Source organism: Novosphingobium sp. APW14 (genome assembly GCF_032337075.1).
GTDB lineage: Bacteria > Pseudomonadota > Alphaproteobacteria > Sphingomonadales > Sphingomonadaceae > Novosphingobium.
Genome location: NZ_JAVYAB010000008.1, coordinates 108,441 through 122,528 on the forward strand (window position 1 = coordinate 108,441; position 14,088 = coordinate 122,528).

The following is a 14,088-nucleotide window of genomic DNA, read 5'->3' on the forward strand; positions in this document are numbered from 1 at the left end:
GCGCCAGCGAGCGGGGGGTCCACGGGCATGGAAAGTATCAAGAGCCGCGGTTTTGGCCAGCGCGAAAATCCTGCGGACCAAGACATTTCCGATCCTGACGCTGAACCTGCTGCCGATCAGCAGATCGACAACGCGCGCGAACCCATCGGAATTGTTCTTGAAATTGCTGGTTCAGGTTCCGCCATCGCACTTGATCTTCAGCGCCTGCACGAATGCACCGATGATTTCGATCCGTCTGTGGCGTTGGCCGGTCAGGTTGGCAGCCAGGTCAAGATCCGCGTTGGCAAAGGCTGGCTGCTGGCCTCGGTCCGCACCCAGCGCCAGGATGCCAAAACACCGGGCGGGATCATGGCTCAGATCGATTTCCTCGGAGAGGGCGATGAAGAGCGCCTGACGGGGCGGATCCATTCCTTTCGGCGCGGTGTTACCCATTACCCAATCCCTGGCGCCCTGGTTTACCCGGCGACCAGCCACGACCTGAGGCAGATCTATGCCAGTGATGGTCGCTCCTCGATCCAGGTTGGCACTGTCTTCCCGACCAGGGACATCCGCGCCGGGATGTACATTGATGCCATGCTGGGTAAGCATTTCGCCCTGCTTGGCTCTACCGGTACCGGCAAATCGACCAGCGCGGCGCTGATCCTTCACCGAATCTGCGAGAGCTCGCCTGAAGGGCACATCGTGATGATCGACCCGCACGGCGAGTATTCGGCCGCGTTCAAGCAGACGGGCATGATCTTCGACGTTTCCAACCTGCAGATGCCCTATTGGCTGATGAACTTCGAGGAGCACTGCGAAGTCTTCCTGACCTCCAGCGGCAACGACCGACAAGAGGACATGGACATCCTCAGCAAGTGCCTGCTCGCGGCACGATCCAAGAACCGTCTGGCTGAATCGCTGGGCAAGATCACTGTCGACAGCCCGATCCCCTATTTGCTTTCAGACCTGACCAACCTGATCCAGACCGAAATGGGCAAGCTCGACAAGTCGACGTCATCGGCCCCCTACATGCGGATCAAGACCAAGATCGATGAGCTGAAGGCTGACCCGCGCTTTCAGTTCATGTTCTCTGGCATGCTGGTTGGCGACACCATGGCGGAGTTCATCTCCAAGATCTTCCGCTTGCCCAGCCGGGGCAAGCCGATCTCGATTATCGATGTCTCCGGCGTGCCATCGGATATCACGGCAACTGTCGTGGCCGTGCTCAGCCGCATGGTCTTTGACTTTGCGATCTGGGCGCGGGACGAGAAGACCCGGCCGGTCCTGTTGGTCTGCGAAGAAGCCCACCGTTATGTTCCGAACGAGAAGAACGCCGATGGCTCTTCGGTTGGCCGGATCCTGGGGCGCATTGCCAAGGAAGGGCGCAAGTACGGCGTCAGCCTGGGTCTGATCACCCAGCGTCCGTCCGACCTGGCCGAAGGCGTACTATCGCAGTGCGGCACGATCATCTCGATGCGCCTCAACAACGATCGCGATCAGGCCTTCGTCAAGGCCGCCATGCCCGAAGGGGCGCGGGGCTTCCTCGATTCGATTCCCGCACTGCGCAACCGCGAATGCATCATCTGCGGCGAAGGCGTTTCGATCCCGATCCGCGTTGCCTTCGATGAGCTGGAAGAGGTCAAGCGCCCCGCCTCTGCCGACCCTTCGATCAGCGAGCTCTGGCGCAACTCCGGCGGGGAAGAGGAAATGGTCCAGCGCACCGTCCAGCGCTGGCGCGCGCAGGGACGGTGAAGCGGATCACGCCGGCACACCTTCGCGTGCCGAAATGATCCGCGCCAGCATCCGCTTGCGCCACGGCAGCTTGAAATAGGTCAGCAGCGTAAGCGCCAGCGAAGTGACCGAACTGAGCAGGAACGAATACCACAGCGCATCCGGGCCAAGCACCGGATAGAGCAGGTAATAGGCCCCCAGCCGCACGGCATACATGGCGGTGAACAGCACGGCGAGCTGGGCGTAGATCACGCCATAGGCCCGCAGGGTGCCAAACAGTACGATGGTGATGCCGAACGGCAGGTAGGTCCAGATCGCCAGGTCCTGGATATGCAGCGCCGCCGCCACCGACGGGCTGCTGGCGCCCAAGAACAGTTCGAGCACCGGCCGGTCAAACGGCACGAGCGCCGCGATCATCAGCCCGGTCATCGCCAGGTTGGCCAGGCTTCCGGCCCGGCTGATGGCATCGACCCGGTCCTCGCGCCCGGCACCGATGTGCTGGGCCACCATGGCGCTGACCGCCGCACCGATCGCCATGGCCGGCATGCCGATGTAGTTCCAGATTTGCAGCAGCGCGCCATAGGCCGCGGCGGTGACCAGCCCTTCGCGGTTGACCAGTCCGATCATGATGACCCCGGCGCCCGAGATGATCAGCATCTGGGCGCCCATCGGCAGCCCGCGTGAGAGCAGGTACTGCGTTTCCTGCCAACGCGGGCACAGCCAGGCCAGTTCTGCCCCGCGCAGCCGCAGCGGCAGGTCCTTGGCATAGATCCAGCCAATCATGGCGACAAAGCCGATGCTGGTGGCAATAACGGTCGCCCAGGCCGATCCGGCGATGCCGAGTGCGGGTGCCGGGCCCAGGCCAAGGATCAGTACGGGATTGAGCGCCACGTCCAGCACCGTGGCCAGGATCATGAAGCGCAGCGGCGTCGCCGCATCGCCTGCTCCGCGCAGGCTCATGGCGATCATCGTCGTGATCGTCGCAATCGGGTTGGCAATGAACACCACCCGCAGATAGGCCAGCGCCTGATCGTGGGCCGCGCCAGGGGTGGCGAGCAGATCGAGCACCTTGTCCGCAAACAGGATGCCCAGGGTGGCCATGACCAGCGAGATCGCGCCCGTCAGCCCCAGCGCCGCACCCAGTATGCGCCGGGCGGTGATCACATCGTTTGCGCCCCAGGCCTGGCCGATCCGCACCGTTGCCGCCATGCCAAAGCCAAAGACCAGCGCGAACAGCAGGAACATCAGGATGTTCGAATTGGCCGTGGCAGCCAGCGCCTCATCCCCCAGCAATTGCCCAACCCAGATCGCGTTGATCGATCCGTTCAGGCTTTGCAGTACATTGCCGATCAGTTGCGGCAGGGCAAAGACCAGCAAGGTCCGCGTCAGTGGCCCCTGGGTCAGGTTGCCCCGCAGGGGGCCGGTTGCCGTGGGTGCGTCGCTCATGTCCCGCGGGTATCTCCATAAAGGTGGATGTGCATCCGGTCGGACAGGCGGAGCCCACGTTGAAGCGCCAGCGGTGCCAGCCAGCGTTCCCGGCTCCGCAGGGTGGTGCTGTCCGTTCCTTCGGGCATCACAAAAACGCGCTCACGCGGCAGGCCGTGCGTTTCGATCAGCGCGATCACTTCGTCGACATCAGCCGGAGTTGCCACGACAAACTTAAACCAGGCTTGAGGTTTTTGAATCCACTCGGTCAGACGCTCGGGAATCTGTGCAGAGTCAATGGGATTGCCCGAATGGCTGAGTTTCGGGCTGACATTGTACTGGCTGACCAGCGCATCAAGCGCCGGGTGCGGGGCAACGGTGCCGTTGGTTTCGATCTCCACGGTCATGCCGTCCAGCAGGGCGACCATTCGCGCCAGCGCGGCCCCTTGCAGCAGGGGTTCGCCGCCGGTGATGACCAGCCGGTCCTGCCCCAGCGCCATGATCCGCGCGGCGACCTCGGCCTCTTCCAGCATCACCTGGTTGGCCTTGCGCTCAAAACTCAGTCCATCGCGGTGCGGACGGTTATCGCCTTCGAACCGCCAGGTATAGGCCGTGTCGCACCAGGTGCAGGCCAGGTTACAGCGCGATAGCCGCACGAAGGCGACCGGGCGGCCGATGCTGGGGCCTTCGCCCTGCAATGAGGCGAAGATCTCGGGCTCACCGGGGGTTGTGGTGGCAAGCGTCAGCATGGCGCAGCCTTACCCTGAAGTGGACAGAGTGGACACTGAGTCCACATTTCCCAACAGGCCGAAACTACCGAAAAATCGCCAGAAATAGTGCGGAAACGGTCCGCCTTGTCCGCGTGGGCGGAAAAAAAGGGCGCAGGACAGGTAAACGTCATCGGCATGGCGTTGCGTCCTTGGCAGATTTGGGCCGAGTAGGACAGGGGCAGAGCTTGGGCCCCCTCCTCTTCAGGGGAGGGGGAACAGGCTTATGCTTACCCCAGACGCGCCAGCGCCGCTGCCAGGCGTTCGGCTTCAGCCTGGTGCATGGCATGGTCGGCGCGGGCCTTTTCGACGGCTTCGGGCTTGGCCTTCTCGACGAAGGCGGCGTTGGAGAGGCGGCCCTCCAGGCTCTTGGCCTCCTTGGTCGAAACTTCCAGCGCCTTGGCCAGGCGGGCCTTTTCGGCGGCAATATCGATCACGCCTTCCAGCGGAATGATCACATTGGCATCGCCGGCACCAACCTGCATGGCGGCGCCAGCCGGGGCCGCTTCAAAGCGGATGCCGTTTAGCCGGGCGAGCCGTTCGATCGCTGCCGGGTTGCGTTCGATGATTCCGCGCGTCGCGGCGCTAGGTTCGGGCAGGAAGGCGTCCAGCTTGGCGCCGGGGGCAATGCCCAGCTCGTTCTTGGCGGTGCGCAGGTTGCCGATCAGCGCGATCAGCCAGTCGACCTCGGCCTTGGCGGCAGCATCGACGCTGGCACCCGGCTGCGGCCACCTCGCGGTGATCAGCGGATGGTCCGGGCGATCACCCAGCTTGGACCACAGCTCTTCGGTGACGAATGGCATGAAGGGGTGCAGCATGACCAGAATCTGGTCGAGCACCCAGCCGGCGACGGCCTTGGTCTCGGCGTCGAACTGGCCCTTGATCAGTTCGATGTACCAATCGCAGAACTGGTCCCAGACGAAGTGATAGACCGCATTGGCCGCGGCATCGAAGCGCAGGTCGGCCATGGCCTTGTCGAGCTCGGCCAGGGTTTCGACAACTTCGCCGATGATCCATTTGTTGACGGCCGAGGTGGAGGCTGGCGCGGCGACCGCGTGGCTCGCGCCGATGCCGTTGCTCTGGCAGAAACGGGCGGCGTTCCAAAGTTTGGTCGCGAAGTTGCGGTACCCTTCAACCCGCTTTTCATCCATCTTCACGTCGCGGCCCTGGCTTTCCATGGCGCACATGAAGAAGCGCAGCGCATCGGCCCCGTACTGATCGATCAGGCCCAACGGATCGACCACGTTGCCCTTGGACTTGGACATCTTCTGGCCATCGGCGGCGCGCACCAGCCCATGCAGGTAGAGCCGCTTCCACGGCACTTCCTTCATGAAGTGCAGCCCCTGCATGGCCATGCGGGCATCCCAGAAGAACAGGATGTCAAAGCCGGAAATCAGCAGGTCATTGGGGTAGTGCCGCTTTACGAGGTCGGTCTGGTCCGGCCAGCCGAGCGTGGCGAAGGGCCACAGCGCGGAGGAGAACCAGGTATCGAGGACGTCGTCATCGCGGATCAGGGCCTTGCCGCCGGCCAGCGCCTGGGCCTGTTCCTCGGTCTCGGCCACGAAAACTTCGCCGTCCTCGGCATACCACGCCGGAATGCGGTGGCCCCACCACAGCTGGCGGGAGACACACCATGGCTGGATGTTTTCCATCCAGTTGAAGAAGGTCTTTTCCCAGGTCTTGGGCACGATTTCGATCGCGCCGCTGCGAACGGCTTCAAGCGGGGCCTTGGCCAGGTGCTCGGCGTTGACGTACCACTGGTCGGTCAGCCAGGGTTCGATCACCACGCCGCCGCGATCGCCAAACGGGGTCTGGATCGTGCGGGGTTCGAAATCGGCCTGAACCTCTTCGCCATCCTTGTCCTTGGTAACGTGCGGGATCAGGAACCCGGCGTCCTTCATGTCGGCCACGATCATCTCGCGCACCGCAAACCGTTCGAGCCCAAGGTACTTTTCGGGCACCATGCCATCGGCGGTCTGGACCACGCGGGCTTCGGCATCGAACATGTTGAGCATGTCGGCCGGCTTGATCCCGGCGCGCTTGCCAACTTCAAAGTCGTTGAAGTCATGCCCCGGAGTGATCTTGACCACACCTGATCCGAGTTCGGGATCGGCGTGTTCATCGGCCACCACCTTGAAGCGGCGGCCGGTGATCGGCTGGAGGATTTCCTTGCCGACGACCGCCTTGTAGCGATCGTCCTCTGGGTTCACCGCCACGCACATGTCGGCGAGCATGGTTTCGGGGCGGGTGGTGGCCACTTCGACATGACCCGAGCCATCGGCAAAGGGATAGCGGAAGCGCCAGAAGCCGCCCTTGACCTCGCGGGTCTCGACCTCAAGGTCAGAGATCGCGGTCTTGAGCTTGGGGTCCCAGTTGACCAGCCGCTTGTCGCGATAGATCAGCCCCTGGTTGTAGAGATCGACGAAGACCTTCACCACGGCGCGGGTGAAGTGCGGGTCCATGGTGAACTGTTCTCTGGACCAGTCCATCGAACAGCCCAGGCGGCGCAGCTGGCGGGTAATCGTGCCGCCGCTTTCGGCCTTCCATTCCCAGACCTTGTCGACAAACTGCTCGCGCGTGTAGTTCGTCCGCTTGTCCTGCCGCTGTTCCAGCTGCCGTTCGACCACCATCTGCGTGGCGATCCCGGCGTGGTCCGTACCGACCACCCACAGCGCATCCTTGCCGCGCAGCCGCTCATAGCGGATCACCACGTCCTGCAGCGTATTGTCCAGCGCGTGGCCGATATGCAGGCTGCCGGTGACGTTCGGCGGCGGATTGACGATGGTAAAGGGCTGCGCGTCCGGGCGTTCCGGGCGGAACAGGCCGTTGCTTTCCCAATGCGCGTACCACTTCGCCTCGATACCGGCGGGGTCGAAAGTCTTGGGCAGTTCGGAGCTATGCGTTGTTTCGGTCATCGTTCGGGGCCTTTGCCAGCGCCAGCTTCACCGCGCAAGGCGGGTAAGCCCGCCAATCAGACCAGCTTCCCTTGTCGGCGCGGCTTTTTTCCCGCACCATAGGGGCGATGCGCGTCTGGGCTGACTTTACCATCGAACAGGATGATGACGGACGGCCCGTGCTGGCGCTGTCCGGGCCATTGACGGTTTCATCGATCGGGGTGGTCGACCGCGCTCTGCGCGAGCGTGGGGGTGAAATCGCCGCCATAGATCTTGCAGCCGTGCCAGAAATCGACACCGTGGGTGCCTGGACTGTCTGGCGCCTGCTGCGCGACCATAACGCCGAACTTGTTGGTGCGAGCAATAAGGCGCAGCGCCTGATCGCCGCCGTGAGCAAGTCCAAAGGTCACGGTGAGCAGGGCGCCGAACAATTGCCACCAGCGCAGCGGACCGCGCAAGGGGTGGGCCGGCTGGTCGCGACCTGGGCGCAAGGGGCGGTGCAGGGAATTGGCTTCCTTGGGGCGGTGCTGGTCGCCTGGTGGAGCATTGTGCGCAGCCCGTCGCGGATGCGCTGGCTGGCTGTGGTGCGCCAGGCCGAGCTGGTGGGGATATCGGCCCTCGGAATCATCGGGCTGATGAGCTTCCTGGTCGGGATCGTCATCGCCCAGCAGGGCGCGGTCCAGCTTTCGCAGTTCGGGGCGGAAATGCTGACGGTGAACCTGACCGGGCGGATCGCCTTGCGCGAACTGGGAGTGCTGATGACCGCGATTATGGTTGCGGGCCGATCGGGCTCGTCTTTTGCCGCGCAGATTGGGACGATGAAGCTGACCGAGGAAATCGACGCGATGCGCACGATCGGGGTCTCTCCGGTCGAGGCGCTGGTGATCCCGCGCATCCTGGCGTCAGTGGTGATGATGCCGCTGCTGGGTTTCTACGCCGCGATCGCGGCGATTGTTGGCGGGGCGTTCATTTCCGCCTTCACGCTGGGCATCCCGTTCATGACCTTTCTGATGCGGGTGCAGGAAGTAGTGCCGCTGCACGATGTCTGGGTCGGGCTGGTCAAGGCACCCTTCTTCGGGCTGATCGTGGCGATGTCGGGCTGCTACCAGGGTATGCAGGTCAAGGCCAACGCCGAAGAGGTGGGCCTGCGCACAACCATGGCCGTGGTCCAGGCGATCTTCATGGTGATCGTCCTCGACGCCTTCTTCGCCGTGTTCTTTACCGAAGTGGGCTGGGGATGAGCGAGGACATCAAGGACATCCGCGAAGACGTGGCCGAGGCCGCGCACAACCGGATGCCGGGGCCGTTCAAGGGCGACTATCCGATCATCGTTGAAGGCGTACGCAATGCCTTTGGCGAACAGGTGATTCACGAGAACCTCTCGCTGAAGGTCCGGCGGGGGGAGATTATCGGCGTGGTGGGCGGCTCGGGCACCGGCAAATCGGTGCTGATGCGCTCGATCATCGGCCTCCAGGTGCCGACCGAGGGGCGGATCGAGGTGCTGGGCGATGTCATCACCGCCGCCCGCGACGATGACGATATCGACATCCGCAGCCGCTGGGGCGTGCTGTTCCAGGGCGGGGCGCTGTTTTCCACCCTGACCGTGGCCGAAAACGTCGAAGTCCCTTTGCGCGAATTCTATCCCGAAATCAGTGATGACCTGCGCCGCGAGATTGCCCGGTTCAAGGTGGTCCTGTCCGGCCTGCCCGAGGATGCGGCCAACAAGTATCCGGCCGAACTGTCTGGCGGGATGAAAAAGCGCGCCGGCCTGGCCCGCGCGCTCGCGCTTGATCCCGAACTGCTGTTCCTGGATGAGCCGACCGCCGGGCTCGACCCGATCGGTGCGGCCGCGTTTGATGCGCTGACCAAGGAACTGCAGGATACCCTGGGGCTGACCGTGTTCCTGATTACCCACGATCTGGATACGCTGCACGAGATCTGCGACCGGGTGGCGGTGATTGCCGACAAGCAGGTGATCGCGGTTGATACGATCCCCAACCTGCTCAAGCTCGATCACCCGTGGATCCAGGAATACTTCAACGGTCCGCGCGGCCGCGCGGCGAATGCAGCCCAGCAGAAGGTCGTGCGTTCGGACAAGACGATGGACAAGCCGGCAAAGGCAGGGGATTAGGCAGTCATGGAGACGAGAGCCAACTTTGTCTGGGTCGGGGCGATTACGCTGGGGCTGCTGGCTGTGCTGGCGGCTTTCATCATCTGGATCGCACGCTGGAATGAAACCAGCCAGACCGCCTATGATATCTTTTTCAAGCAATCGGTCGATGGCTTGTCGGAAGGTGGGCAGGTCACCTTTGCGGGCGTGCCGGTTGGCCAGATCAAGCGGATCGAGCTGTGGACCAAGGATCCCAGCTTCGTCCGGGTGCGGATCGCCGTGAACGAAAACGTGCCGATCCTTCAGGGAACCGTGGCCACGCTGCAGGGCAGCTTCACCGGCGTTTCGAACATTCAGCTTGAAGGCGCCGTGAAGGGTGCCGCGCCAATTGTCGAACCGGGGCCAGAGGGCGTGCCCGTGATCCCCACCAAGCGCGGGGGGCTAGGCGAACTGCTCAATTCGGCGCCGGTGCTGCTCGATCGGCTGGCGACAGTGTCTGAGCGGCTGAACACCGCACTGTCCGACAAGAACCTGAAGGCGTTCGACAATATCCTGGCCAATACCGACCGGATGACCGGCAGCCTCGCCGATGCTTCGCCGCAGGTGCAGACCACGCTGACTGAACTGCAGGCCACGCTTAAGCAAGCGACCACGACGCTGGGTGAGTTTGAGAAAGTGGCCAACAATGCCAACGAATTCCTGGGTGGCGATGGCCAAACGCTGGCGCGCGACATGCGCACCACGCTGCGGTCAGCCAGCAATGCCGCCAAGGAACTGGAGGCTACGCTTGCCAGCGCCCGCCCGGCGACCCAGCGACTGAATGACCAGACCCTGCCGCAGGCCGAAGCCGCCATGCGCGACCTGCGCGCCACCAGCAAGGCGCTGCGCGATCTGACCGAGAAGATCGACGACCGCGGTGCAGCCGCGCTGCTTGGCGGGAACAAGCTGCCGGAGTACAAGCAATGACCCTTCGTCTGCCGTATGGCCTTGCCGCTGCTGCGCTGCCGCTGTTGCTGGGCGGGTGCATTGGTCTGGGCGGGAGCACGCCGCCGGCCACACTGATTTCGCTGACGGCGACACAATCGCCCGTTGCTGGAACCGGGATGATCGGCACCCAGGACGATGCCTTGCTGGTGCTTGAGCCCGAGGTTGATCGCAAGCTGGCGGTGCTGCGCGTGCCGGTGCGCGTCAACGGTTCAAGCATTGCCTATCTGGCCGATGCCGCCTGGGTTGAACGCCCGGCGCGCCAGTTCCGCGGCCTGTTGGCGGAAACGCTGCGCGCCTCGGGCAAGCGACTGGTGCTGGAAGACGATGGCACGGCTGGTCCGGCTGCGCACCGCCTGGGCGGGCGATTGGTCGATATGGGCTATGACGCTGCGCAGCAGGCGGTGGTTGTGCGGTTCGAAGCGGTGCGCAGCGCCCGCGGCGGAGCAGTTGAGACCCGCCGGTTTGAAAGCGTGATTTCCGGCGTATCTGCCAAGCCGCAGGCGATTGCCCCGGCGCTGAACCGGGCCGCCAATGCCGTGGCGGCCGAAGTTGCGGCCTGGATGGGTTGATCGGCTGGCGTTCAGCTTACGCTTGCTAGACCTGCTGCGATGAAGCTTCCCTTGTCCTTGCTGGCCCTCCTGGCCGCGCCACTCTCGGCCCAAGCCGCAGCCCCCAAATTGCCGCCAGAACTGCATACGGGCCTGCGCTGCGCGGCCCTGTTTTCGATCGTTGCCGCGGAGCAGACGCGGCAGGGAGCCGGCGATTGGCCGCCGCTGGTGCAGCGCGGGCGCGAATTTTTCGTCCGGGTAAGCGCAAGGGCAATGGATGCCGGCAAGCTTGATCGCCCGGCCTTGCAGGCGCTGCTGCAGACCGAGGTTGCCAGCCTGCGAACCGGCAACAGCCGCGCTGCGTTGAAGGCGCCGTGCCTGGCCATGCTGGACGCAAACCTGCCCGCTGCCCCGGCGCGCTAGCACCCGCGCAGTGATCGCGCTGCTTGCCGTTCATCGCCGGGTTTATGTCGCTGGTCGAGGTGTACTCGCGAATAGGCGTATTAGCCCTATAGATCACCTTTAAGTTGTTAACGGGTGGGGATTTTTAATGCCGCTACGGCAAATGATCCGGCCGGCACTGCTGGCCGGTTCGGCAATTCTGGCAACGGTTTGTGCTCCGGCCTGGGCAGAAGAGGCGGCGGCAGTTCCGGCGGCCGAGGGCAGCTCTGCGCACAATGGTGGCCAGGTTTATGAGGCCGTATTCTTCACCCGCTTCTCCCCCCGTACCGCTCTGGAAATGCTGGTTCAGGTGCCCGGCTTTGCGATCCGCGATGATGGCGGTCAGCGCGGGTTGGGTCAGGCCACGGCCAACGTACTGGTCAACGGCCAGCGCTTGACGGGCAAGAGCGAGGATACCTTTACCCAACTTGGACGTATCGCGGCCAAGAACGTTGTCCGGATCGAACTGGTCGATGCCGCCACGCTCGAGGTGCCGGGCCTGACCGGGCAGGTCGCCAACCTGGTGGTCAAGTCCGATGGGATCAGCGGCAACTTTGCCTATCGCTTCGAAGCGCGCCCGCATTTTACCGATCCTTTGTTCAACCGGTTCGAAAGCTCGCTCAGCGGCAAAGCTGGGCGGGTTGACTATACGGTTGGTCTGTCCAACCTTTCCAGCCGCGGCGGGGCCGGGGGTGAAACACTGATCCAGCAGCCCGATGGCGGCCTGATTGAGCGTCGTGACGATGTGATCACCGCCAACTTCGATCAGCCCAAGGTCTCGCTGGCAGCAAAGATCGATGCTGGCAACGACACCCTGATCAACCTTAGCGGCAGCTACCGATACTATTGGTTCCGCTATAAGCTGGATGACGAACGCGAACTGCCTGGCGGCGTAAACCGCAGCCGCCGCTATCGCGAGAAGGAGCAAGGCGCCAATTTCGAGCTGGGCGGGGATCTGGCCTTCAAGCTGGCGGGCGGGCAGCTGAAGCTGATTGGTCTGGCGCGGGGCAACAATGGCCCCAGCACTAACGAATCCGTTTTCACTTACGCCGACAACCGCCCGCAGACCGGGGACCGCTTTCACCAGCAGCAGGACTTTAGCGAGACGATCGCGCGGGCCGAATATGGCTGGAAGGCAGGAGGCGCCGATTGGCAAGTGTCAGCCGAGGCGGCCTACAACAAGCTGAACATCGCAGCTGAATTGGCATCACTGGAACCAGCCGGCACCTTTGTGCCCGTTCCCTTCCCGGACGGTACCGGCGGCGTGAAGGAGGATCGCTATGAAGGGATCCTCAGTTACAGTCGGCCGCTGGCCTCAAACCTCTCGCTCCAGGCGACGCTGGGGGGTGAGTTTTCCCGCCTTTCGCAAACGGGCGGTGTCCAGCCGGTGGTTCGCGAATTCTGGCGCCCCAAGGGTTCGATTGCGCTGGCCTGGGCACCGGCAAAGGGTCTGGACCTCTCGTTCAAGGCGCGCCGCCGGGTCGGCCAGCTGAACTTCGGGGATTTTCTGGCGCGGGTTTTCCTGGGCGAGAACAACACCAATGTCGGCAACGACCAGCTGGTGCCGCCGCAAAGCTGGGAGTTTGAGCTGGAATCCAAGAAAGCGCTCGGCAAATGGGGCAGCACGACGCTGCGGCTCTATGATAGCCATATTCAGGATCTGGTTGACTTCATTCCCATTGGCGCGAGCGGCGAAAGTCCTGGCAATCTGGATGGCGGCCGGCGCTATGGGATCGATTGGACCAGCACGATCGAGCTGGCTCCGCTGGGGATCAGGGGCGCCAAGCTGGACGTCAAGCTACAGCTGGAACGCGCCCGGGTGCGCGATCCGCTGACCGGCATGGCCCGACCGATGAGCGAAATTCAGGACCGCATGTTGGAGATTGGCTATCGCCACGACATTCCTGGCAGCAAGATCGCCTATGGCTTCAACTTTAACAATTACCACTTCGAAGACTATTATCGGCTTGGCGAAGTCGGGCAGGCCTATGAAGGGCCAACCTTCGCCGGGGTGTTTGTTGAGCACAAGGACGTCTTTGGCCTGACCTTGCGGGCTACGGCGGGCAACCTGCTAAACGGCCGCAACCGGTTTGATCGGACGGTCTGGGCGGGGCGGCGAACCAGTTCCGCGATCCAGTTCACCGAGCACCGCGACCGGCTGATCGGCCCGATCTTCAGCGTGTTGTTGCGCGGAAACTTCTGATTGGCTGGCGCCCCCGATCATCTCCGCAGCGCAACTGCTGGGGGGCGCAGTTAATACTGTTGCTTTTACTAGTATTTTCCCCAATGAACGGATCATTCCATTTGGGGTCGCAAGCCATGGCGGTAATCACCGTCTTCTCCATCAAGGGCGGGGTGGGCAAGACCACGCTCGCCACCGAACTAGCCTGGCGCTGGGCGCAGACTGGCGCGCGGCCCACCTTGCTGTGGGATCTTGATCCACAGGGCGGCGCGTCGTTTCTGACTGGGGTGGGGGAACCGCAACGCCAGCGTGCCGCGGCCATCTTTCAGCGCGATGGTCGCCCGCGCGAGGCGATATCCGCAAGCAGCGTTCCGGGACTGTCGGTAATTCCGGCCGATCCAAGCTTGCGGCAGTTGCCGCAAATCCTGCCACGGTGCGGTGCCCGGCGGCTCCAGCAAATGACCAGCCTGCTGCGAAGCGAGTACAAGCGGATTGTCCTGGATTGTCCGGCGGGTCTCTCTGCGGTCAGCGAGCAGGCGATATGGGCAGCCGATGCAATCATCGTTCCGCTTCCGCCGTCACCGCTCTCGCTTCGCGCATTTGACCAATTGCGAGAAGAACTGGGGCGACTGTATCACCGGCATGCACCGATCCTGCCGGTGCTTTCGATGTATAACTGCCGCCGGGAGTTGCATCGCGAAGTGCGCCATGGCGCAGGGGCGAACTGGCCGGCCGTGCCGCTGGCGGCGCAGATCGAACAGGTGGCGGTGCGCCGTGCGCCCTTGGCCAGCTTTGCGCCCGATTCCTTACCCGACCGTGCGCTGGATCGGTTATGGCAAGGGATCGAAGCACGGCTTGCCAGAACGGACCAGGCGGTTCGTGCGCCGGTATCGTTCAGCCCGCGTCAATCTATTCCGGCCTAAGCCCAAGACCCAAGCGACGCGGGCAGGGCCAGGCTGTTTGCCCCGACCTGACCTTTCCCCCGCTTTTTGCGCCCCGTTCCCCGTACTCCGGTGGACGGGGC

General features: G+C 63.4%; 11 protein-coding genes. 8 read left to right on the plus strand and 3 right to left on the minus strand.

Translation table 11 applies throughout. From position 1 onward, the window contains the following. Positions 1–27 precede the first annotated feature (27 nt). Positions 28–1,731: an ATP-binding protein gene (locus tag RQP55_RS11005; protein WP_315610241.1), complete on the plus strand. Its 1,704-nt coding sequence runs from the start codon at positions 28–30 to the stop codon at positions 1,729–1,731. Between the two features lie 6 nt (positions 1,732–1,737). On the opposite strand, the gene RQP55_RS11010 is transcribed toward RQP55_RS11005, so the two are convergent. From RQP55_RS11010 to RQP55_RS11020, 3 genes are all read right to left on the minus strand, one after another. Then, a complete protein-coding gene (locus RQP55_RS11010; protein WP_315610242.1) occupies positions 1,738–3,156 on the minus strand; it encodes an MATE family efflux transporter in 1,419 nt (472 codons plus the stop codon). Further along, positions 3,153–3,884, minus strand: a complete 732-nt coding sequence (locus tag RQP55_RS11015; RefSeq protein WP_315610243.1) for a 7-carboxy-7-deazaguanine synthase QueE — start codon at positions 3,882–3,884, stop codon at positions 3,153–3,155. Before RQP55_RS11015 ends, RQP55_RS11010 begins: the two co-directional genes overlap by 4 nt. Positions 3,885–4,132: 248 nt before the next feature. Next, on the minus strand, positions 4,133–6,817 hold the full coding sequence (locus RQP55_RS11020) for a valine--tRNA ligase (RefSeq protein WP_315610244.1): 2,685 nt from the start codon (positions 6,815–6,817) through the stop codon (positions 4,133–4,135). Positions 6,818–6,924: 107 nt separating this feature from the next. Here RQP55_RS11020 and RQP55_RS11025 point away from each other — a divergent pair, with 107 nt between their 5' ends. The 7 genes from RQP55_RS11025 to RQP55_RS11055 all read left to right on the plus strand — a co-directional run bounded on the left by RQP55_RS11025 (position 6,925) and on the right by RQP55_RS11055 (position 13,987). Next, positions 6,925–8,037, plus strand: coding sequence for an ABC transporter permease (locus tag RQP55_RS11025; protein ID WP_315610245.1), 1,113 nt, complete (start codon positions 6,925–6,927; stop codon positions 8,035–8,037). Between the two features lie 53 nt (positions 8,038–8,090). After that, positions 8,091–8,927 (plus strand): ABC transporter ATP-binding protein, encoded by an 837-nt coding sequence (locus RQP55_RS11030; protein WP_315610272.1) that lies wholly within the window; start codon positions 8,091–8,093, stop codon positions 8,925–8,927. 6 nt (positions 8,928–8,933) lie between these two features. Beyond that, positions 8,934–9,872, plus strand: coding sequence for an MlaD family protein (locus tag RQP55_RS11035; protein WP_315610246.1), 939 nt, complete (start codon positions 8,934–8,936; stop codon positions 9,870–9,872). Beyond that, positions 9,869–10,462, plus strand: a complete 594-nt coding sequence (locus RQP55_RS11040) for an ABC-type transport auxiliary lipoprotein family protein (RefSeq protein WP_315610247.1) — start codon at positions 9,869–9,871, stop codon at positions 10,460–10,462. Before RQP55_RS11035 ends, RQP55_RS11040 begins: the two co-directional genes overlap by 4 nt. 57 nt (positions 10,463–10,519) lie before the next feature. Then, positions 10,520–10,864: a hypothetical protein gene (locus RQP55_RS11045; RefSeq protein ID WP_315610248.1), complete on the plus strand. Its 345-nt coding sequence runs from the start codon at positions 10,520–10,522 to the stop codon at positions 10,862–10,864. A gap of 142 nt (positions 10,865–11,006) precedes the next feature. After that, positions 11,007–13,085, plus strand: a complete 2,079-nt coding sequence (locus RQP55_RS11050) for a TonB-dependent receptor (protein WP_315610249.1) — start codon at positions 11,007–11,009, stop codon at positions 13,083–13,085. Positions 13,086–13,201: 116 nt separating this feature from the next. Continuing rightward, complete coding sequence (locus tag RQP55_RS11055; protein WP_315610250.1) at positions 13,202–13,987, plus strand: ParA family protein; 786 nt, start codon at positions 13,202–13,204, stop codon at positions 13,985–13,987. Positions 13,988–14,088: the final 101 nt, after the last annotated feature.